This is a genomic window from Paenibacillus sp. NMA1017 (assembly GCF_058895805.1).
The window spans coordinates 52,864-75,377 of sequence record NZ_JBZXYR010000005.1; the positions used below are offsets into that span (position 1 = coordinate 52,864).

Below are 22,514 nucleotides of genomic sequence, written 5' to 3' on the forward strand. Positions count from 1 at the left end.
GCATGGCTTATGACCATTGTGAATCACACAAGTCCGCTTCGTCAAGAGGGCGCTTTCATGAGATGTGATTTCTTACGCGAGTAGCCCAAAAAAACAGCAAGTTCCCAGATTAAGGGGAACTTGCTGTCAGTTGTCATACGACTTGTTGTTAGCTCATAAGCAGGCTTTAATTCGTATGCAGGGAAAGGCGTTTTTGCATCTTTTCGTCACTAAGCCATCCAATATAGCTGTTGATCAGGTTGAACTGCTTATCCATCGCGACCACAGCCACGAATGGATATTGCCTCCGGTGTCGATATCTTACGTCTCCCCATCGCACAATGTAGCCCCATTCCAGTTCTTCCACCTCGGCAACGGCAAAGGAGGAAAAATAACGAAATGCTTGCACATCGCGATAGGATTTGGATGCTTCTACGGCAGGATGTGTGGATGGAATCGCATGTTTCGTCCAAAATAAGTTTTTGCCATTTAATCCGCCAATGTCATAAGTTCCATTCTGATGAGCTTTTACCACATGCCACCGGTTCCATGATACGGTGGGAATGATATAATAGATGTCGCCCTCCTGACGCTCATTGTCCATATCACGTACCGCTTTTCTGGTTATAAAATGACTCCAGGTTCGCCAAATGTAATATAGGCCAATAATAACGTACAGCGTAATAAATAAGGGAGCGGGTGGAATTAATCCAGTGACCCACAGCATAATCGCAGCAACATGGGTGCCAAAAATAAAGGGATCAAAAATATGGATGATATTCCAAGATATCCACTTGTTTGTAAACGGCCGGAATGCCTGTGTTCCGTACGTATTAAATAAATCTGTGAATACATGCAGGCAGACGGCAATCGTTACCCATAATGCTACATGACCTGGGGGCACATCTCTGAAGATCAGGCAAATCAGTCCTGTTATGGACAAGATCCATATCAACCAGAAGGGAATTGAATGCGACAGTCCACGGTGATTGCGAATGTAGGCTGCATTGTTTTTCAACCGAAGCAAAGTGTCAAAATCCGGAGCTTGTGATCCTACGACTGTAGCGAGCAGTACGACTGCGGCCAACTTTGGATCTCCGGCGACGACAGGATCAGTATAGGCCAGCCCGGCCAATCCGATTCCCATGACAAAGTGTGTGGCTGTATCCATATCGGTCGCTCCTTTTGTATTGTTTCCTGTACTTATTACTACCCAAATTTACTGTAAACGATCAGCAGGGGCGATTTGCCATCGGAATTGTGAACGTTTTGTGCGTTTTCTGTCAAACTTTTTGGGGTAGGTATATGATAAAATTTATATCGGAGTTCAACTTACTCCCGAATTCATACATCTCTAAGGGGGAGTTACTCACAATGGATAATATAAGTTATAAGACTTCTTCGGATGCGGCTACCTATTCTGTAAAATCTAAACCACCCGGCAAAGCGGGCACTTGGAAAGATTTTATTACAGTTACCAAGCCAGGCATCCTTCGTACCAATCTGGTTGCAGCCTTTGGTGGTTTTTGGTTAGCATCGCAATGGGACGTTGATTATATAAAGCTAATTCTTACACTTTTAGGTACAATGTTGGTTATGGCGTCTTCTTGTGTTTTTAACAACTATTTTGACCGTGAGCTGGATTTGAAAATGGAGCGTACACGTAATCGCTCACTGCCAACAGGGCGTCTGACCCCTACAACGGTGTTGTCATACGCTATTATTTTGGGTGTTGTCGGGTTAGCTGTTCTATTCTCCTTCTCTGGTGTGAAGGCAGGATTACTGGGATTACTTGGTATGTTCGTCTACGTCGGTATTTATACACTTTGGTTAAAACGTTCATCTACATGGAGTACATCCATCGGCGGTATTTCTGGTGCAATGCCTCCGGTGATTGGTTATGTGGCCGCTTCGGGTCGTATTGATATGGGCGCTTGGCTCTTATTCGCTCTCCTGTTCTTATGGCAGCCGCCTCACTTTTGGGCACTCGCTATTCGCAGAGTTGAGGAATATCGCGCAGCAGGATTTCCGTTGTTGCCAGTCGTAAAAGGTATCCATCGGACCAAGATTCAGATGATTCCTTATATTGTATTGCTGATTCCGGTACCCATCCTTATGTATGCTTATGGATATGCCGGTATGATTTTTATGATCGTGTCCGTGTTACTGTCCGTGCTGTGGGCATTCTATGCCTTTAAAGGTTTTACGATTAAGGAAGAAGAAACGGATTCCTGGGCCAAAAAAGTATTCTTCTTTTCCATTAACCATCTGACACTCAGCTTCTTGCTGATGATCGTCGACACGGTTCATAAATTTTAATGTCATTTTAGAGGCATTTTATAGTGCACCATATAGCTGTCCAACAGGCATGAAAGCGGCCTGAGGACAGCTTTTTTTGTTATTTTCAAGACTAAAGAACAGGTGGCGGGTATATAATGTATTCTTCCAACCCTGCTTTTTCCAATTGAGCAATTACATATTCGTCTGGAGTCCCTTCTACGCCAGCGTATCCTTTGCGGGTATACATATGGTACGCATCCGGAAAAGAGTCTGTAAGCACACCCCGTATTTTTTTCCCTGAGCTGTCATTGTCCATGAATAGATATATTTCGTCGTGCTTGGCCCGTTTGTGGAGGGATTCCAGTTTTATAGAGTTTAGTGTGCCGAAGGTGCATAAAATCTGAACCTCCGGGTCAAGTAATCGGCGAAGTTTGCTACGGTCATTTTTCCCTTCGACGATCACGGTTATCGCCATTTATGTTCACCCCTTGTCTAATACATATGCTCGAAATTCCCCGGGAAATGAAGAATATGTGTATAGTGTAGCTCCAAATAGGGTTCTCATGCAAAAAATAACAAAACAGCCTGCCAGAAGTGGCAGGCATGGGTACAAGGGGCAACATGTTAGGGCAATTCAGACATTAAATCCAGCAAGTACGGAGAATGATGACGAGCAGAATATAAAGAACAAGAATGGTGCCAGTTGAAGTTCCAAAAACAGGGCAAGGGCTTACAGGATGACAGTGGCTCACAGGCTGCACCTCCCTTTGTTAGTGAATGTTAAGTCAAAATAGTCTATGTGGATAGGGGGATAGTGTACTGTGCATCTGCCCTCTGGAACGGCATTTTGGGCTTTAAAGGTAGCATATTAGCATACCACTGCCTCAGACTTGCTAGGAATGATAAGGTCCTGAGGCAGACAGTGGTGGCGTCGGAGATAAGCGCTTAACTGGAACGAATAGCAGGCCAGCCATCAGAATCAGAAATGCGATAAAAAAAGGAGAAATGTGATCGGGGAGCTGACCTGCCAGTACAGGTCCGGCAAAGGAGCCGATAGATGTTGCAATAGACTGCAGTGCAAAGGTTTTGCCCAGTCGCGCACCTCCAATTCGTATGAAAAGGGAGGCCAACGCTGGAAAAATGATGCCTTTGGCTGTTCCCAAAATAAAAAGTATGATACCAATCGCCGCTTCGGGCGTGGTGGCGAGTGCGTAAAAACTTAGAGACATCAAAATAATGCCACAAAGTAGTCGCACCATTGGTGAATATTTGTTCAGAAACAGCAGGCTGAGCGTACAAAGTGCTCCCAAACTGATGATGGAAAAGAGCAATCCGGTGGACATCATGGACGCAGAACCGTTATTCCGTAATGGAATTTCGTAAAACAAAATGCCTTGTGCACACGCCAAAACAAAAGGCAGGAGTAGGTAACGCCAATTGAATGGTAAACGCGTCTTCTGTGCCTCGGAGAGTGGAGCGGGTGACGCATGACCATCAGATAATTGGGCTTGTGGAGCAGGTGCTGTTTTGGGCAAGGTGAAATAAGCCATAAGTCCCGTGACTACGAGAATAATGCCAAGGGAACTAAACGTCTCACTAAAGCCGAAACTGGCTACGATAAATGCGCCGGCGGCTGGAGACAGGACAGAGGCAAGCGTGTGAACGACACCATGTCCCGACATATATTTGCCCTGCGTAACTGGATGATCGGATAGCTGTGCCAACATGGCCAGACAGGCCGGAGATAAAAAGGCCAACACAAAACCGCTAATCGCCCGAAGAAAAAGTAATTCCCACGGTGTGTGGATGTACGATTGAATGATAAGGATGATGCCTGCGGCTGTTAGGCTGAACATAATATATCGGCGGCTGCCGTGTTTGTCGACCTTGGGGCCAGCCATCAAATTACCAGGCAGGTGAGTTAGAGAGTAAATCCCCATCATCCAGCCGATAAAAGTAGGTGCTGCACCCAGGGAGATAGCGAATGGTGTCAAAATAGGATATTGTGCATGCAAATCGAAAAAGGCAATGAATAAAAAGAGATACAGCCAGAGGGCTGTTTTCATGGGATGACCCCCTTCCCTAATGTAAACTTTCATGTTGCACTACGTATTGGCCCTTCCTAAGTTGTACGCTGGAGTGGACGAACATAGACCATTTTGTTTGGACAAGAATTGAATATCAAGGTGTATAAAAGAGCTAAGCTGACAGGGCATCACGTAATCATGTATAATTACAGAGACAATTTTGTGATTTGAATGATGTAGTTGATAACGGGAGTGTAGCGAAATGGATAAGGGTGTCTGGACAGAGTTTTTGGAACATAATTGGCAGATTGTTCAGGATAATTGGCTGTATATATTAATTGGGCTTGTCCTATTGTTAGTCATATTGAAGGTGGTAAGAACTCTCATAAAATGGCTGATTGTCATCGTCGTAATTGCAGGCTTGCTTATCTACAGTGGCATTTCCTTTGAACAGGTCGGCAAGGTCGTTACTCAGGCAAAGGATGATGCGATTAACAAGGTTCAGAGCGAGGCCTTGAACATGATGATCAAGGAAGGACGGGATGCCCGATACACATCCAACGCGGATGGTACGTTTTCGGTAACCAGCTCCAACCTGGAAGTGAAAGGTCCATTTGATGGTGACAAGGTCAAGGTATGGTTTCAGGGGATGTCGTTGGGCGAGTGGAGTATGGGCGATACCGTCAAGAAATATATCGAAAGTGCTAAAGGCTCGGCTGTAACGCAGTCGCCACAGTCGCCGTAGAGACAGGAGGAGCACAATGAAAGTATCCTGGCTGGAGCCTATTCTTCATTGGAATGGCGTGACGGTGTTTTTGATTGTCATAGTACTGCTGTCGTTGATTCAGGGCTGGAGACGAGGAGCTTCCAGATCTGTAGGGGCGCTGTTCAGTCTCATTGTGGATGGCATACTGACTGTGGCGGGTATTTTGTGCTCGCTCGGGTTAGCCATGTGGCTTTCACCGAAAGTACAACAATGGCTGGCGGCTTATATGGAACATTTGCCTCAGCGAGAACTAAGCGGGATTGAACAATTTTATTATACGTTGGTAGCGGGTTTAGAGGGGTTTCCGCTGTTGCGGTTCGCGGTATTGTTCATGCTCAGTTATGCTATCGCTCAATTTGTCCTACGTGCAATTTATGTGTTGATGGTAGGTGGCAAGTCAGATTCTCATCTCCGTGAGCAAGAAAAAAAATCAGGCTTTTTCAGCAGAGTGGCAGGGGCCGGAATAGGTACTCTTATTGGTGGAGCACGCGCCATGATGATCATAGCTCTGTTGTTCATAGGCGTAAGTCTGTACCCAGATAGCGGGTTTAGCAGCTACGTCCAAGCTTCACCGATTTATAAGCAAGGGGCGCAATCGGTCATTGAGCCGTTATCTGGTACACTGATTAAGGATAAATTGCCCGTATTTACGCAGGCCGTTACCAAGGAATTAAATGGTATCCTGCAGCGCAAATACGAAATAATTGACCGGGACATTCCAAGCGATATCGTTCAGGCAGCGGCCAAGATTACAGAAGGTGCAAGCGGTGACGAGCAAAAAGCCAGAGCGTTGTATGAATGGGTGGGTACTCGTATTAGCTATGATTACAGTAAGGTGGAAGCCTATGAGCAACGTGGTGACTGGCATGAACAGACTCCCAGAGATACGTTTGATACACGTAAAGGAGTGTGCATTGATTATGCCCGCCTGTATGCGATGATGGCTCGTTCGCAGGGACTACAGGTCAAGGTTGTAACAGGCCTTGGATACAACGGACAGGGAGGATACGGGTCCCATGCCTGGAACGAGGTATATTTGAGCGGACAGAATCAGTGGGTACCGCTAGACCCGACCTGGGCACAAAGTGGAGACTGGTTTAACCCGCCAGGTTTTGCCCAAACGCATATTAAGGATAAAGTGATTTAAGAAGGAGTGGAAAAGGGCACATGAGAAAGATGGACAACGAGCAAGGAAAAGACAATGAGACATCCGACCGAAAAAGATTTAGCTTCCGGATCAATCTGTTCTTTTTCAGCTCGTTCATTATATTTACAGTCATTATTGTAAGACTGGCGATACTTCAATTCGTAGATGGACCTCAGCTCAAGCAGCAGGAGGCCAGTAATGTTACCAAAAATGTACCACTTACGCCGATTCGCGGAACTATTTACGATGCAACCGGGCAGAACAGGCTGGCGTATTCTACACCTGTACAATCGCTGTATATCACACTCTCCAAAAACTACAGCGACCTTTTGGAGAAATCGCGTAAGCCTGATAAAAAGCTGTTGCCTGAGCTGGAAAATATGACACAAAAGCTGGCAAATCGGTTTGCTCAATATGGTAATAAAGATGAGCCGAAAATGACGGCAGAACAAATTATGGACGCTATGGACCGAAACTATCAGCGATTTAGCGGTTTTACGCCGCGTCTGATTAAAACCAATCTTAATAAAGATGAAGTCGCCTATTTTATGCAGCATAAGAGTGAGTTCCCGGGCGTAGATGTCGTAGAGGAAACGGTACGTCATTACGATCCAGATACGGTAGCTGTCCAAACGGTTGGCTACATTAAAAGTTATAAAAGTGCGCGTGAAAATCTGGATAAGTATAGGGATATTCAAAAATCCATGTCAGCTGAAAATGATCCAGGTCTCATCTATATGGAAAACGAGTCTGTAGGCTTTGATGGATTGGAATTCCAATATCAGGAACAGTTACGAGGGAAAAATGGCTATAAAACCGTTCCGATTGATCCGCGCAATATGCCGGAAGGTGTAGATTCTGTTACTCCTCCGCAAAAGGGGAATAATATTTATTCCACCATTAACAAAGAGATTCAGGTGAAGACTGAAAATGCCATTACGGATCAATTGAGATGGCTCCATTCACACGCTGTGTCTGGCAAGACTCATCCTTATGCCAAAACAGGCTTCGCTGTGGCTATGGAAGTGGACACAGGAAATGTGGTAGCGATGGCCAGTATGCCAGATTATGATGCGAATTACTGGCAGACTGGAAATATATCCAGTGATAATTATAAGAAAATACAAAATGTATACCTGAATGGCACTATCCGCTCCTTCGGATCGGGCCAATCGGGTCAACATCCAGAGTCGGTTGTCCTACTTGGCTCCACCATAAAACCCCTTTCTGTGTTGATAGGTCTGGAGGAAAATCTATTTAGCACTTCATCTTATTACCAGGATACAGGAGCGGCTTACTTTGGGCGTAACAATTCGTCACGAGTTCGGAACTCCTCGGGTCATGTGTACGGCGGGTTGGACCCAGCTTCTGCCATTCGGCATTCCTCCAATGCATTTATGGTCGATATGGTGGGCAAAAGATTGTACAACAAGTACATTAATAATGCCAAGGAAGATCAAGGTGTGAATGTATGGGACCGCTACATGAAGGAATTTGGGCTAGGGGTGTCTACGGGTGTAGATTTACCAAGTGAATGGTCTGGACGCAGTGAGTATGCTCATAATTCGAAAGAGTCCTCACTATCTAAACTGGCATATGCTTCTTTTGGTCAGCAGGGTAAATATACAACGCTTCAGCTTGCACAATATACAGCAGTATTGGCTACCAAGGGTAAACGTATGGAGCCGCATTTGGTCAGTCAAATTAAAGATACCAACGGCAATGTAGTTCAAACGATTAAGCCGAAGGTGCTCAATGAAGTGAAATTCCCGGATGCATACTGGAATGAGGTCATACGCGGGATGGCGACAGATGTCAGCGCATTTAATGGTTTCCCTTACGATTATGCCCGCAAAACAGGTACATCGCAGCAAAGCGTAGGCGGCAAGCTGAAGGATAACGGGGTATTTATTGCCTTTGCGCCACGTCAGAATCCCAAACTTGCAGTAGCGGTTGTCATTCCTGAAGGAGGTTTCGGGGCTTGGAGTGCCGGACCTGTGGCACGCAAAATCTTTGATGCTTACGATGAAGTATATGGTTTGGACGGGGTACCTAAGAAAAAGGATGCCACAACAACCGATCCTAACGCAATCAAACAGCCATAATCATTTTATACGATATCATTTCATAAAAGCTTCTCTTAGCCTTTGGGCTGAGGGAAGCTTTTTTATGTTTTTTCTACGTTTTCTTACAAAATTGTCATCTGGGAATTCATCGTTTATTGCTTTCGATATGGTAGGATCAGGAATATGAAACCCTAATCGGAAGGAGTAATGACAAGCTGATATGGACAGAGGAAGTTTGGATAAAAAGTTTTCATTTAAAAAGAAAAATGTTGAAGAGAATGAAGAGTCACGAAAAAAACGGACGGTTTTACGAACCAAGCTACTGTTTTTTAGTGCTTTTGTGTTGTTTGCCCTGATCATTACCAGACTAGCTGTATTGCAGTTTGTACAATCGGAGGAACTGAAAGGCCAGCAGCAATCCGTAAATACGAAAAATGTCCCGTTAGCCCCGAGTCGCGGCACGATTTATGACTCCACAGGTACGGTTAAGCTGGCGTATTCGACTTCAGTACAGTCCTTGTATGTAACTTTATCTAAGGATTATAGCAAACGTACGGAGAAAGATCGCAAGCCGGGGGAAAAGCTGCTCCCTGAGCTTAATGCTTTTGCTGCCAAGCTTGCTGCCAAATTAAACGAACTGGGTCGTACCGAAGGAGAGCAGCTTAATGCAGAGGAAATAAAAAAGAGACTGGACCCGGACTATAATCAATATAGGGGATTTACCCCACGTTTGGTCAAATCCGACTTGAGTCGGGAGGAAATTGCTTATTTTCTGGAACATCGGACAGAGTTCCCTGGTGTAGAGGTTGTAGAAGAAAGTGTACGCCATTATGACCCGGATCGGGTGGCGGTACAAACGATTGGATATATGTACAAGTTCAAAGGAGCTCGAACGAACCGGCCCAAATATAAAGAGCTCTATGAAGCTAATTCGGAGGTTTTAAAACCGGCACAGGTTTATTCGGAAAGTGAAACGGTCGGATATGATGGCTTGGAGCTTCAGTACCAGGACGAGCTGAGAGGAAAAAACGGATATAAAACGGTAGAGGTCAATCCTCGCAGCATGCCGGAGGGCATTGAATCCATTACTCCTCCTGAAAAAGGACATCATTTATATTCCACCATCAACAAGGAAATTCAGCAGAAAACCGAACAGGCCATTATGGATCAGCTTCGCTGGCTTCATACTCATGCCGTATCGGGGAAGCTTCATCAAGACGCGACCACTGGCTTCGCTGTAGCGATGGAGGTAGAGACCGGAAATGTCGTGGCAATGGCCAGTATGCCGGATTATGACTCTAATGTATGGAAAAGTGGGAGTACCTCGCCTTCGGTATATGACGAAATTCAGCATAAAATGGGAAATGGAACCATTAAATCCGTACCTAGCGGAAAAGCGGGTCCACATCCAGAATCCTCGGTGATTCTGGGTTCAACCATTAAACCGCTGACCGTGCTGATCGGGTTGAAGGAAAACCTGTTTTCCCCCGGGCAGACTTATCAGGATACGGGAAGTGCGTACTACGGCAAAAATCGCTCCAGCCGGGTTGGGAATTCAGGCGGACATGTGTATGGTTCTTTGACACCTAGCAGGGCAATTGAGGTCTCGTCGAATCCGTTTATGGTGGATATGATCGGCAAGCCGCTGTATGCCAAATACGGAAGTAATGCAGGGATGCATCAGGGAATTGATGTATGGGACAAGTATATGAAGGCATTTGGATTAGGTGTACCGACAGAAGTAGATCTGCCGGGCGAGTGGGCAGGCAGACTTGAGTATACGAGCAAAAAGGAAAGCGCGCTGACACGACTGGTGCAGGCATCCTTTGGTCAGCAGGGAAAGTATACGGCCATGCAGCTGGCCCAGTATACGACTGTGCTGGCAACAAAGGGCAAGCGTATGCAGCCTCATTTGGTCAGCAAAATTGTAGATGATCAGGGGAATCTTGTACGTGAATTTAAGCCGAAGGTGCTGAATGAGGTCGCCTTTTCAGATACGTACTGGAATACAGTGATTCGGGGGATGGCTACGGATGTTAAAGCCTTTAACGGATTTCCTTATGATTATGCCCGCAAAACGGGGACTTCTCAGCAGGTGGTGGGACGTACGGTTAAAGATAACGGGGTGTTCATCGCTTTTGCTCCGCGTCAAAATCCGAAGCTGGCAGTAGCGGTCATCATTCCTGAAGGGGGTTTTGGTGCGACGAGCGGAGGACCGGTTGCGCGTAAAATATTTGATGCGTATGACGAAGTGTATGGGCTAGATGGTACTCCTAAAAAGCCTCTGGCAGCAAAGTAAGGACTTGAATACTTTTGTGAGCTTCTCTTTTTCATGGTAAAATGTCGTTGGACATAAGGGACATACAGGAGGAAGAGAGACGATGGGAGAAAACCAATATAAATACAAACTGCTTGCGCTCGACATGGATGGAACTTTACTGAATGATAATCATGAAATTTCCCTGGAAACGATTAACTGGATTAACAAGGCGATTCAGGAAGGGATTCATGTATGCTTATCCACCGGACGTGCAGCCATGCATGCTCTGCCTTACGGCCAGCAACTCGGACTGGAGACGCCCATGGTCACCGTAAACGGCAGTGAGGTGTGGAAATCACCCCACGAGTTGTGGCGCCGTTATTTACTTGATAAGGAGCTCATTCGCAAGATGCACCAGATTGCTGTAGAAACAGGCTCCTGGTTTTGGGCTTACTCAACGGAGGAATTATATAATAGGGATCGTTGGCCGGATACATTGGACACACAGGAATGGCTCAAATTCGGTTATAATACGGAAAATGACGAAATTCGTCACCAAATTTTGCTTAAGCTTCAGGACATGGGTGGACTTGAAATTTCCAATTCTTCGATGACAAATCTGGAAATTAACCCGGCTGGTATATCCAAAGCCAGTGGAATCGCTGAAGTGTGCGATCTGCTTGGCATTACTTTGGAGCAGGTGGTTGCCGTTGGCGACAGTCTGAATGATCTGGCTGTGATTCAAGCGGTTGGACTGGGCGTAGCCATGGGTAATGCTCAGGATACAGTTAAAGAAGCCGCTGATGTGGTCGTGGCTTCGAACAATGACGACGGCATTGTAGAAGTGATTCGTGATTATGTGCTTGTGTAATAAAACGAATGATGCAGCAAGCAGGATGAATGGACGAGAAGGAGGAGGCCCATGGACGTTGTAGGTTGGATTGTTGTCATTGTTCTGTTCATTGTGGGCATGGCCGGGGCGGTATATCCCGTATTGCCGGGGGCGCTCGCCATCTATTTTGCATTTTTTGTATACGGCTGGTTTTTCTCGTTTGCTCCATATAATGCATTGTTTTGGATTATACAAACACTAATCGTCGTTGCCCTTTTTATTGCAGATTATGCTGTGAATGCGTGGGGAGTCAAGCGATTTGGCGGCTCGCGTCTGTCAGCAATCCTCAGCACTGTCGGGATTATTATTGGCCCCTTCGTTATTCCGGCATTTGGCCTGATTTTGGGACCATTTATCGGCGCCGTACTGGGTGAGCTGATTGGCAAAGCCCCGCTGGATCGAGCTATTAAAGTGGGCTTTGGCTCTGTATTAGGCCTCTTTACCAGCACCGTGATGAAAGTGATTTTGCAGCTTGCCATGATTATTGTATTCTTGATTTGGGTGTTATGACCCGAGATTCGTTTTTCGTTTATTATGATTTGCAGAGACAGAATCGACATGCGGCTCCGCACCGGTGATGGCTCAGGCCATGACTGTTTGTGCGGGGCTTTTGCATGCGTGTGAACAGCAAGAAAGAAGGGAACGCATTTTGTCCAATAAAGAAACATTCCTTAAAGGTACGCTTATTTTAGCCGCTGCCGCCTTGGTGGCCAGAGTGCTTGGTCTGGTACAGCGTGTTCCATTGGAGCATCTGCTCGGTTCCGTCGGGAACGCCTCGTTTACTATTGCGAACAACGCTTATTTGATGTTGCTCACAGTGGCAACGGCCGGTATTCCAAGCACATTGAGCAAAATGGTTTCAGAACGTTATGCACTGGATCGGCCTTCGGAAGCGCGACGTGTGTACCGTGCGGCTTTGATATTCGCAGCCGCGGCAGGCATTATCATTACAGCGCTGCTGTATTTTGGAGCGCCTTACTTTGCCGAGCATGTAGCAGGGGTTCCGCAATCCGCTTTGGCTATTCAGGCTTTGGCACCAGCATTACTACTGTTCCCTGCCATTGCTATGATGCGTGGATACTTTCAAGGGCGCGGTAATATGACCGCAGGCGGTATTTCACAAATTGTGGAGCAGGTTGCACGGGTAGCGACCGCTATTATACTCGCTTTTATTATTTTGAAGCTGGGTTATGGAGATCGCGAGGTTGCGGCCGGGGCCTCCTTTGGAGGTGTCATGGGAAGTCTTGGCGCTCTAGCGGTCATGTTGTACTACACAGTGAAATTGCGTCGCCAGGATCGCCAGGATCGTCAAGATCAATTCCAAGAGGAAAGCTCCGCGCTACCGATGATGCGCATTTACAAAGATATTTTCAAGCTTTCCATTCCCATTGTATTGTCTTCTCTGACGGTTCCGGCGGTCAACTTTATTGATACGTCGATTGTGGTGAGACTGCTGTCTGGTCAAGTGGGATTGGATCAGGCGACTACTCAGTTGGGTTATCTAGGCTCTCGGGCACAGAGTGTGGCGGGAATTCCGCCGATTTTGGCCATTGCGCTCAGCCAATCGCTTATTCCGATCATTTCAGCGGCATTTGCCCGTAAAGATGAGCAGCATTTACAAAATCAGATGACGCTGGCTTTGCGTATCTCTATTTTGACAGGAATGCCGATTGTGCTGGCTTTATGTGTAACCGCCTATTCTATTAATGGTTTACTGTTTAGCTCACTTGGAGGCAGTGGTATCATCGCTGTACTGACACTCGGAACGATATTCCAGATTACGATGATGACTTCTAATTCAATACTGATCGGTATGGGCAAGCCGCGTATTTCAATGGTTAATGTCATGGTCGGTATCGTCGTCAAGTTTGCAGCGAGCTGGCTGCTGGCTGGTTGGCTTGGAATTTACGGGATCATTGCCGCAACCGGATTATGTTTCCTCGTGATCACGTTGCTGAATTTGCGTGTGCTTAAAGAGATCGTCTCCTTTTCCATCATGGGCCGTCGCTGGGCAGGTTTCTTAACCGCAGTCGTCGTCTCGGGAGCTATCGGATACGGTGTAAATGAAGCCAGTATCCTGCTGGTGCATCTGATGCCTGCGCGTGTAGCCTTCTTCATCGCGTGCTGCATTGCCGGTGCGACTGTACTGGTATGCTATTTGGTGTTGCTGGTTGTACTGCGCGTATTGCGCCGGGACGAGCTGGGCAACTACCCACGTATGTTGCAAAAGGTACTGCGCCCGTTAATGCGTCTACAGCGTGAGTCCACAGGACAACGAGGCTAAAAGAGTCCTCCAGTCTTTCAGTGGAAAGGTTGAAAGCTGTTATGGGCAACGTGGGCCATTGCTGTTTTTTGGATGCCATGGCGATGCTCATGGCGCATGGCAAATAACAGCGGTCGCCTTGGTTCGCTGAGATGTCCAAGTGTGGAGCCGTCCTGAAACCAGTCATACCGGGGGATTGGATCATAAGCTGTATCGGACCAGACGGCGTTCAGCTCCGGGCTGTACAGACGTTGTCCTGGCGGTAGCCATTTATGTGCTAAAAGCGTTGCACTTTCATCTGGAGAGTGCAACGCTTTTTGTTCATTTGGGGTGAACAATCCGGGCCAATAGTCGCTGCGTGAACCCGTATGCGGCACACTGTTAGCGAATGCTGATACCTGATCCAGCACCTGCTGATGGCCGAAGAGCATAGCATATAGACTTTTGCCAAAGCCGATCCGCTCGTCCAAATGACCGAAACGCTCCATCACTAGTCCAGCAAGTCCACCGTTCAGCCCAAGTGGAAATATAACCTGATTAAGCTGGAGCCAGTCATGCAAATAAAAGCCCGGCTTGTGGGTCACAAATTTTTGAAAATACGGATCTTTTACCACACGTCCTTCAATATAGTTTTGCTCATTAATGATGAGCGCTACCGTCAACAGAGAGCTATCCCGCCAAGCCCAGAAGCGTTCCCAAAAGGGCTTCATGAATGGCGAAACGTGAAAATAAGGCAACAAATGAAAGCAACTCCGACCCAAATGGCGGCTGTGCATGTAGAGTTGCAACTGCGGATAAGCGTCCTGAAAAATAAGGGCGTTACAGCGCTCCAGTAGCCGATACAGCCATTCCTTTTCCTGTTCGCCGAACAGGTTGCTAATCAGTCCCCCTTTCAGATCGGTCATATTATAGCCGCCATTACGAGAAACCAGGTGGGCCAGTAATGCCCAGTGTAACTCCGGGTAGCCACGATAGCATTCAAGGTAAGCAGCAGTCCGAGTGACGTTGCTGCGATTCTCCTGTGCTGTATCGTTCTTGATCCGCTCCAGCAGCTCACAGTCTGTTTCGCATAAGGGCATATTCAGAGAAGAGGGACGCGTTGCGGGTCCGTTCACCAGCATTAACGCTTCAGCTTCATTCATAGCTGCCTGTGCTGTATGATAATCCCACGCTAGTTCACGCAAGGGGTAGCGTAATTTGCGGGATTCGGTCCAAGCCGCCCGTTTGCCCTCCCAAGCTTCCTCTGCAACACGGGGAACGGAACCCAGTAACTTTAGCCCTCCTTGAAGCTGTCGAGATGCTGTATGGAGCCATTCGGTGAGAGACATGACTAAATAACCTCCTTTCCAACTGCAAGCATCCCCGTATCCTGCCAAGTAAGTTGGGTATGCTGTTAGGATGTCGTCGCTTATGTGGATTCTTAAGTATATCTTTAGTATGCCTCAATGAGAGGGCTTCCAATCGGTATGTGAGCAGAATGGGGGAGTGTGCAAAAGCTTCACTTGGCGTTACAATAGAAAGTGCAATCTTTTCAGCATAAAAAGAATTTAAGGAGGAATCATCCATGCAAAAAATCCTCTCTCATGAAGACTTTAATAAGGCAATATCTACTCCCGGCGTAACGGTGGCTGTATTTAAGGCGGACTGGTGTGGGGATTGTCATTTCATTGATCCGTTCATGCCTGATGTGGAACAACAATATGCAGATAAGCTTACATTAATTGAGATTGATGTAGAACAGGCTGAAAGCGTCAGCCAAGAGCAGAATGTATTGGGTATTCCTAGCTTTATCGCCTACAGTGAAGGGCGAGAATTGGTACGTCTGGTCAACAGGCTGCGCAAATCCCGCGAGGAGATCGAACAATTTTTGGATCGGGCTGTAGAAGTCCACGCGAGCTTGGCAAAATAACATCAAGACATTCAGAAAGCCGCTTCCTTCTAAGGGGGCGGCTTTCTCACGGACACGTTCACATTTTGTCAACAAAGCTCGTATGTCAAGGAACGATATATCAGTTATAATTACTTTAAGTGAGCATTTCACAACATATAAAGTGAATAAATATTATATTTGGAAGGATACGGGTGAATTCTTTGAATAACAAAATCAGAATATTAAAATGGCTGGCACTCGTAACATGTATTGTCATGTTTTTGGCTACCTTCGGTGGAGGTGTCGTGACGCGGACGGATTCGGGTCTCGGCTGTGGCCGGGAATTCCCGCTGTGCAATGGTAAGCTGGTTCCGGCACATACGATCGCATCGCTTATTGAGTTCTCTCATCGCTCCGTCAGTGCCATGGCCGGGATTCTTTCTATCGCCTCATTTGTTGGCTTTTTGCTGTTTATGAAGCATCGGAAGGATTTGCAGCTATTCTCGCTGCTCACGCTCATGTTTGTCATTGTACAAGGTGCCATGGGGGCGTTGGCTGTCATCTTCTCCCAATCGGCTGCAGTCATGGGGCTGCATTTTGGCTTTGCGCTTATCGCTTTTGCCAGTGCGACTATGATGACGCTGGGGGCCTGGCAAGAGCATGCGGACTCACGCCACACTCCGCGTCTGATTCCTGGGCCTGTCAGTCGGGGGTTTCGTAACTTTATTTGGCTATCGACGATCTATACCTATATTGCTGTCTATTCAGGGGCGTTGCTTAGTCACTCGGTCATCCAGAAGGTTGTAAATATTGGGGGCTTCATATCTCCACTGCTGCTTCATCAGATTTCAGCCGGTCTGCTGTTCGTCATTATTTTGGCTGTGGGTCACTACGCATACCGTTATCACCCGAATCACCGGGATATCCGTATATTGGGTGTCGTATCGGTCTTGTTAATCTTGCTTCAAGTGGTGATTGGAATCATCTTGTTGTACGTCAACAGACCTGAAATCTACATGTTTATCGTGCTTGGACATATGCTGGTTATTGCATCGTTGTTCTCCATTTTGGCTTATCTGAGCTATCGTGTATGGCAATTGTCACCGGACCGCAAGTTTGTTTCGACCCAAGCACAACGTACCTAAGCATTTCATGAATCGTAGTGAAGCGGATTTTTGCCCAAGAGGCGTTTAAACACGTATAATAGCATATAAGGATTTTGCAAAAATCCACAAAGCGACTTGTCATCAGCAATAGATAGATCGGAATGATTGTATACGTCTATATATTGTACCTTGGAGCGACTGGAACAGAATTTTGCAAAATCCTGTATAAGAAACAAACCAGGCCCACGAGTTTCTCGAGGGCTTGATTTGCTTAGGAGGAATCGTCCAGTTGATCTACCAGAATTTGCGCCAATTTATTGAAGCGCTGCGTAAAGAAAATCATCTTAAAATTATAGAAGCACCTGTCGATCCTTACTTGGAGCTGGCTGAGATTCATCGAAGAGTCATTGAGGAAGAAGGGCCGGCACTGCTGTTCACGAATGTAAAAGGAACCCCGTTTCCTGTAGCCAGTAATTTGTTTGGCACGAATCGCCGTGTGGACATGGCTTTTGGCCCGCGACCAGAGCAACTGATGGATGCGATTGTAGGAGCAACCAAAACATTGTTTCCACCTACACCCAAAGCATTGTGGAATGAACGTGGCCTGATTAAGGACATGCTAAAAGTAGGGCTAAAAACAGTATCTCATAGCGAGGCCCCTGTATTGGGAGTTCGCCGTACAGAGGCTCCGTTGGCACCACTGCCTAAAGTGACCAGTTGGCATGAGGATGGAGGACCGTTTATTACGCTTCCACTCGTGTACACCGAGAAGCCAGGTCAGTCCAAGGATCATAATCTGGGGATGTACCGCATTCAGATTTATGATGATCAGACGACAGGCATTCACTGGCAAATTCATAAAGGCGGCGGTTTTCATTATCATGAAGCGGAGCTGCGTAATGAGCCGTTGCCTACGACGATTATCATCGGTGGCCCGCCTGCCCTGATTGCGTCTGCCATTGCTCCAGCACCTGAAAACTTGCCCGAGCTGTTGCTGGCTTCGCTTATTATGGGAGGCAAGCTGCCTATGACAGAAGACCCGCTTGGAGGCCACCGAATTCCAGCAGAAGCAGAATTTGCAATCAGCGGTTACGTTCCACCTCATGAACGGCGTCCAGAAGGTCCGTTTGGCGATCATTTTGGCTATTATTCATTACAGCATGATTTCCCTGTATTTCATGTCAAACATATGCATCACCGCAAGGATGCCATTTATCCGGCAACCATTGTAGGTAAGCCTCGACAGGAAGACTACTATCTCGGTGAGTTTTTGCAACGTCTGCTGTCGCCTGCCTATCCGCTTGTAATGCCTTCCGTTAAGTCCCTGTGGGCATATGCGGAAACGGGCGTACATGCGCTAGCAGCGGCAGTCGTACGTGAAAGCTACTCCCGTGAAGCACTTGTGTCCGGTTTTACTATTTTAGGTCAAGGTCAATTATCGTTGACCAAGTTCCTGATGCTGACGGATCGAGTCATTGATTTATCTGACTTTAACCTGCTGCTGGAAACCATTCTGGAGCGATTTAATCCAGCAAGGGATCTATTTATTTTCAATCACACGTCACACGATACACTCGATTACACAGGCCGCAAGCTGAATCATGGCAGCAAGGCGATCCTGATGGGAATAGGTGAGCCTGTACGTGAATTGCCTCGCGTTTATGAAGGGGGCGATCTGCCGGGCATTCGTGAAATTGAGCCCTATTGCGGAGGTTGCCTCGTCGTATCGGGTGCGTCTTTTGAGCAAGAGCCTGAGCTGGCGGCACGTGTATTGGAGCGATTAGCTGCGGGTGAGCAAGAGTGGCCGCTTGTCTTTATCGTGGATGATGCCAAAGAAGTTGTTCGCTCCCAAGCCTCGTTCCTGTGGACGGTATTCACACGCTTTAACCCGGCTACAGATATGTACGCCGACAGCGAAGTGCGTTTGCATCATCTGAACTATAAGCTGCCGATTGTAGTGGATGCGCGTATGAAGCCGGGGTATCCGGATGAGGTGTTACCGCGTGAGGATATTGTTAAGCTTGTAGATCAACGATGGACGAGTTATTTCGCTTGACGCCCTAATGAAACCCTAATGAAGCCTACAGCCGGATTTTACATGTATAAGGAGGCGGAAGCATGATACGCAAGCTACTGGGTGAGCCGCCACGTGTGAACAAGGGCATCCTGCTGGATGCCATGAATAGCATGTCAGATATGTTAAACCTGCTGGAGCGGCAAATTCAGGCTGATGGAGATCCGACCCACGATTTTCGGAAGGCGGATATTTTAACACGTGGTCTAATGTCATCTCTGGATGAACTGGAGCAGAGCCATCATGCTGCCGCCTTTTTCCGTATGAAAGTGAAAGCCGGATATGCTGAAGATATGAGTGAGGATGAAAAATCCGACTATGCATTGTATGTTTTCTTTTATAAAGATGGGTTTGTTCGGGTTTTCTCTATTTTGGATAAGCTGGGTAACTGGCTGAATGATCTGTATGATTTAAAAACAGGGCAGTATAAGGCGCATTATTCGTATTTTACCGTGTTGCGGCAGCTCAAGTATCTCAAAATGCATCCTGTATTGACCGATAATTTAATTGATATCAAGGACACTTACAGCGATGCCATCAATCGGCTGCGTAAGCGTCGGAATACGGAAATACACTATATGAATACGGAAATGCAGGATGATCTCTGGCAACGACACCGAGCTTTGTATGGAAAAATCCAACTGGAGGACCTCGATCACCATTTGGAAGATTTGCAGCAGGGCTTGGAAATGGTGTGTCGGTCGCTGTCAAACGCCTTTACTTATACTGCGAAACAATGGGAGAACCGGGCAGTACGCCCAAAAATATGATAGAAAATATCCTTTGACAAAGCAATGTAAACTATCTATACTGAAACCTAGTTTCAGAAAAATGCTTGAATTATGTTTTTTATATAAACTTAACGGACAGCTAAAGCTGGAGTTTAACATATTTTTCTTATCCAGAGAGGTGGAGGGACTGGCCCGATGAAGCCCGGCAACCCGTTCTTTCCCGGTGTAATACACTGGGAGGGAACATGATGGTGCTAATTCCTACAAAACCGCTAGAGTTATAGCGATTTTGGCAGATGAGAAAAGGTTCGCAATGTGGGGCCCTTTTCATTCTGTGAAAGGGGCTCTTTTTTGTATAAAAAAATAGCGATTTTATACAATCCTGAGAGATGACAACTGGTTAAAAAGGGTAAGGAAAGAAGTGAAGGGGGTCGCAGCACGTTGATAGAGCTTAAGCAGTTAACCAAGCATTATGGCAAAGGCAACCGACGCGTTAATGCGCTGTCTGGGTTAAACCTTTCTATAAAGCGTGGAGAAATATTCGGGGTGATTGGTCACTCCGGGGCGGGAAAAAGTACGTTGATCCGCTGTATTAATTTATTGGAGCGCCCTACTTCAGGTGAAGTATGGGTAGACGGGGTAAACCTCACCACTGTGAGTCAATCCCAGTTACAGAAGCAACGTCGAAAAATCGGAATGATTTTTCAGCATTTTAATTTGTTATCTTCGGCGACGGTGTATGACAATATTGCATTTCCATTGCGGCTGGTAAACACGCCCAAGCAGAAGTTGGACAAGAAGGTCCGTGAACTGCTGGAACTGGTGGGTCTGGAAGAACACAGTGGAAAATATCCGTCACAGCTCTCAGGTGGGCAGAAACAGCGGGTAGGCATTGCACGGGCGCTGGCTAGTGATCCTCATGTATTGCTGTGTGACGAAGCGACTTCTGCGCTTGATCCACAGACGACGGGGTCTATCCTGAAATTGCTGCTGGATATTAATCAGCGCTTTAATTTAACCATCGTGCTGATTACACATGAAATGCACGTCATTCAAAGCATTTGTGATAAAGTTGGCGTCATTCATCAGGGCGACATCGTGGAGCAAGGTCCGGTGGCGGAAGTATTTTTGAAGCCGCAGCACCAGGTAACCAAGGACTTTATCCAGCGGGAGTCAGAACATCCCGAGGAGTTGCAAGCAGCGATTGCGGCAGCAGGTGGCGGCGAGTCAGCGCAGGTGGTGCGTATCTCCTTCTTGGGCAGCAAAACATATGATGCGATTCTGTCGCGTACGGCTCGAAGCACTGGTGTTGATTTTGCGATCTTGCAGGGAACCATATCTACGATTAAAAATGTACCGTATGGACAGCTGATCGTTCGTTTTGAAGGAAATCATGAGGATATAGAGCATACGTTGCGCGAAGTGTCTGGGCAAGGACTTGATGTGGAGGTGATCGGACAATGAGCGAACTTGATTTTTCACAAGTGAGTTGGGAAGAGCTAGGGAATTCTACGCTGGAAACCCTTCAGATGCTTGGGGCATCCGCATTGTTCACCCTCATCATTGGTTTGCCGCTCGGTATATTATTGTTTTTGGCGAGTCGCTCCTCGTTGACTCTGATGAAGGCGATATACATTGTATTATCATTTATTGTTAACATTTTACGTTCCGTACCTTTTATCATTTTGATCGTTGCACTTATTCCTTTTACACGATCGCTGGTAGGTACCTCGACCGGGGTGCTGGGAACCATTCCGCCATTGGTTATCGGGGCTGCCCCATTCTTCGCACGTCTTGTCGAAACGTCACTGCGTGAAGTGGATAAGGGTGTCATTGAAGCCGCACAAGCGATGGGGGCCTCGACAGGACAAATTATCCGGCGTGTGCTGTTACGTGAGGCACTTCCGGGTCTGCTCGCTGCATTAACCATTACTGTCGTTACACTCGTATCCTACACGGCAATGTCCGGGATGATCGGGGGCGGTGGACTGGGTACACTGGCTATCAACTACGGCTATTATCGTTATGAAACGGCTGTAATGATCGTTGCGGTCGTGCTGATGGTCGTATTGGTGCAATTGCTGCAAATGGCGGGAGATCGCCTCGTGCGGCATTATACTCGAAAATAGGGAAAACATATAGATATCCTTATTGATCAGGACGTCAGCTCCTGAATATTACAAATTATTGGAGGGGTAATAACATGAAGAAATGGGTATTGGCTGTATTAAGCTTGACATTAATTGCGGTGCTGGCTGCTTGTGGTACTAAGAGCACAACATCAGATACAAACAATGCGGCCGAAAATACAGGCGGATCACCACGTGAAGTGGAGCTGAAAGTTGGAGCTTCTCCTGTGCCGCATGCGGAAATTTTGGAAGCAATCAAGCCTCAGTTGGAAAAAGAAGGGGTTCGTCTCCAAGTCGTTCAGTTTAACGACTATGTACAGCCGAACGTTCAATTGTTTGACAAGCAACTGGATGCCAACTTCTATCAACATGTACCTTACTTGGATGTGATGAACAAAGAGCGCAAAATGAACCTGGTTTCTGTGGGCGCAGTTCATTTGGAGCCATTCGGTATCTACTCCCAAAAATATAAAAAGCTTGATGAACTCCCAGATGGCGCAACTGTAGCCATTCCGAACGATGCAACAAACGGAGGCCGTGCTTTGTTGTTGTTGGAGAAACAGGGTCTGATCAAGCTGAAAGACGCAAGCAACATTGAGGCTACCGTAAAAGATATTACTGAAAATAAGAAAAACCTGAAATTCAAGGAGCTGGAAGCGGCTATGCTGCCACGTCAGTTGCCTGAAGTAGACATTGCGTTGATCAACACGAACTACGCTTTGGAAGCGAAGCTGAACCCTACGAAGGATGCACTGGCACTGGAAGACAAGGATTCTCCATATGCTAACGTTCTGGTAGCACGTCCTGATAATAAAGATTCCGAAGCGATTCAGAAGTTGCTTAAAGCTTTGCAATCTCCAGAAACTAAAAAATTCATTGAAGATAAATACCAAGGCGCAATTATCCCGGCATTTTAAGTAGGGA

At 46.7% G+C, this 22,514-nt stretch carries 19 protein-coding genes and 1 riboswitch; of the genes, 15 read left to right on the plus strand and 4 right to left on the minus strand.

Going from position 1 to position 22,514, the window contains the following annotated elements; all coding sequences use genetic code 11:
• Nucleotides 1-166: 166 nt before the first annotated feature.
• Complete coding sequence (locus AC5ELV_RS14485; RefSeq protein ID WP_493430744.1) at nt 167-1,150, minus strand: metal-dependent hydrolase; 984 nt, start codon at nt 1,148-1,150, stop codon at nt 167-169.
• A gap of 203 nt (nt 1,151-1,353) precedes the next feature.
• Here AC5ELV_RS14485 and cyoE point away from each other — a divergent pair, with 203 nt between their 5' ends.
• Entirely contained in the window at nt 1,354-2,298 is a 945-nt protein-coding gene (gene cyoE / locus AC5ELV_RS14490) for a heme o synthase (protein ID WP_493430745.1), read from the plus strand.
• A gap of 91 nt (nt 2,299-2,389) precedes the next feature.
• On the opposite strand, the gene AC5ELV_RS14495 is transcribed toward cyoE, so the two are convergent.
• Nucleotides 2,390-2,734 carry a toprim domain-containing protein gene (locus tag AC5ELV_RS14495; RefSeq protein ID WP_493430746.1) on the minus strand — a complete coding sequence of 115 codons (345 nt, stop codon included), beginning with the start codon at nt 2,732-2,734 and terminating at the stop codon, nt 2,390-2,392.
• Between the two features lie 418 nt (nt 2,735-3,152).
• Complete coding sequence (locus tag AC5ELV_RS14500; protein WP_493430747.1) at nt 3,153-4,325, minus strand: MFS transporter; 1,173 nt, start codon at nt 4,323-4,325, stop codon at nt 3,153-3,155.
• A 223-nt stretch (nt 4,326-4,548) separates the two neighbouring features.
• On the opposite strand from AC5ELV_RS14500, the gene AC5ELV_RS14505 reads away from it, so the two are divergent.
• The 7 genes from AC5ELV_RS14505 (at nt 4,549) to AC5ELV_RS14535 (ending at nt 13,701) form a co-directional block, all read left to right on the plus strand.
• Nucleotides 4,549-5,031, plus strand: coding sequence for a hypothetical protein (locus AC5ELV_RS14505; protein WP_493430748.1), 483 nt, complete (start codon nt 4,549-4,551; stop codon nt 5,029-5,031).
• Between the two features lie 16 nt (nt 5,032-5,047).
• On the plus strand, nt 5,048-6,199 hold the full coding sequence (locus tag AC5ELV_RS14510) for a transglutaminase domain-containing protein (protein WP_493430749.1): 1,152 nt from the start codon (nt 5,048-5,050) through the stop codon (nt 6,197-6,199).
• 20 nt (nt 6,200-6,219) lie between these two features.
• Nucleotides 6,220-8,304, plus strand: a complete 2,085-nt coding sequence (locus AC5ELV_RS14515) for a peptidoglycan D,D-transpeptidase FtsI family protein (RefSeq protein ID WP_493430750.1) — start codon at nt 6,220-6,222, stop codon at nt 8,302-8,304.
• A gap of 181 nt (nt 8,305-8,485) precedes the next feature.
• Nucleotides 8,486-10,564 carry a peptidoglycan D,D-transpeptidase FtsI family protein gene (locus tag AC5ELV_RS14520; RefSeq protein ID WP_493430751.1) on the plus strand — a complete coding sequence of 693 codons (2,079 nt, stop codon included), beginning with the start codon at nt 8,486-8,488 and terminating at the stop codon, nt 10,562-10,564.
• 82 nt (nt 10,565-10,646) lie between these two features.
• Nucleotides 10,647-11,396, plus strand: coding sequence for a Cof-type HAD-IIB family hydrolase (locus AC5ELV_RS14525; RefSeq protein ID WP_493430752.1), 750 nt, complete (start codon nt 10,647-10,649; stop codon nt 11,394-11,396).
• 51 nt (nt 11,397-11,447) lie between these two features.
• Nucleotides 11,448-11,927, plus strand: a complete 480-nt coding sequence (locus AC5ELV_RS14530; RefSeq protein ID WP_493430753.1) for a DUF456 domain-containing protein — start codon at nt 11,448-11,450, stop codon at nt 11,925-11,927.
• A gap of 139 nt (nt 11,928-12,066) precedes the next feature.
• Complete coding sequence (locus AC5ELV_RS14535) at nt 12,067-13,701, plus strand: putative polysaccharide biosynthesis protein (protein WP_493430754.1); 1,635 nt, start codon at nt 12,067-12,069, stop codon at nt 13,699-13,701.
• A gap of 17 nt (nt 13,702-13,718) precedes the next feature.
• Here the strand turns inward: AC5ELV_RS14535 and AC5ELV_RS14540 are convergent, their stop codons facing one another.
• The gene (locus tag AC5ELV_RS14540) at nt 13,719-15,008 is read right to left on the minus strand and encodes a DUF2515 family protein (protein ID WP_493430755.1); all 1,290 of its coding nucleotides are present in this window, start codon (nt 15,006-15,008) and stop codon (nt 13,719-13,721) included.
• A 236-nt stretch (nt 15,009-15,244) separates the two neighbouring features.
• Here AC5ELV_RS14540 and AC5ELV_RS14545 point away from each other — a divergent pair, with 236 nt between their 5' ends.
• The 7 genes from AC5ELV_RS14545 to AC5ELV_RS14575 all read left to right on the plus strand — a co-directional run bounded on the left by AC5ELV_RS14545 (nt 15,245) and on the right by AC5ELV_RS14575 (nt 22,507).
• The gene (locus AC5ELV_RS14545; RefSeq protein WP_493430756.1) at nt 15,245-15,589 is read left to right on the plus strand and encodes a thioredoxin family protein; all 345 of its coding nucleotides are present in this window, start codon (nt 15,245-15,247) and stop codon (nt 15,587-15,589) included.
• 173 nt (nt 15,590-15,762) lie between these two features.
• Nucleotides 15,763-16,695 carry a COX15/CtaA family protein gene (locus AC5ELV_RS14550; RefSeq protein WP_493430757.1) on the plus strand — a complete coding sequence of 311 codons (933 nt, stop codon included), beginning with the start codon at nt 15,763-15,765 and terminating at the stop codon, nt 16,693-16,695.
• A gap of 250 nt (nt 16,696-16,945) precedes the next feature.
• Nucleotides 16,946-18,712, plus strand: coding sequence for a UbiD family decarboxylase (locus AC5ELV_RS14555; protein ID WP_493430758.1), 1,767 nt, complete (start codon nt 16,946-16,948; stop codon nt 18,710-18,712).
• A 62-nt stretch (nt 18,713-18,774) separates the two neighbouring features.
• Nucleotides 18,775-19,500, plus strand: coding sequence for a Cthe_2314 family HEPN domain-containing protein (locus AC5ELV_RS14560; protein ID WP_493430759.1), 726 nt, complete (start codon nt 18,775-18,777; stop codon nt 19,498-19,500).
• A 124-nt stretch (nt 19,501-19,624) separates the two neighbouring features.
• Nucleotides 19,625-19,764: riboswitch (SAM riboswitch) on the plus strand.
• Between the two features lie 138 nt (nt 19,765-19,902).
• Nucleotides 19,903-20,925: a methionine ABC transporter ATP-binding protein gene (locus AC5ELV_RS14565; protein WP_493430760.1), complete on the plus strand. Its 1,023-nt coding sequence runs from the start codon at nt 19,903-19,905 to the stop codon at nt 20,923-20,925.
• Nucleotides 20,922-21,590: a methionine ABC transporter permease gene (locus AC5ELV_RS14570; RefSeq protein WP_274482601.1), complete on the plus strand. Its 669-nt coding sequence runs from the start codon at nt 20,922-20,924 to the stop codon at nt 21,588-21,590. Before AC5ELV_RS14565 ends, AC5ELV_RS14570 begins: the two co-directional genes overlap by 4 nt.
• Before the next feature lie 74 nt (nt 21,591-21,664).
• Nucleotides 21,665-22,507 (plus strand): MetQ/NlpA family ABC transporter substrate-binding protein, encoded by an 843-nt coding sequence (locus tag AC5ELV_RS14575; protein ID WP_039272704.1) that lies wholly within the window; start codon nt 21,665-21,667, stop codon nt 22,505-22,507.
• Nucleotides 22,508-22,514 lie beyond the last annotated feature (7 nt).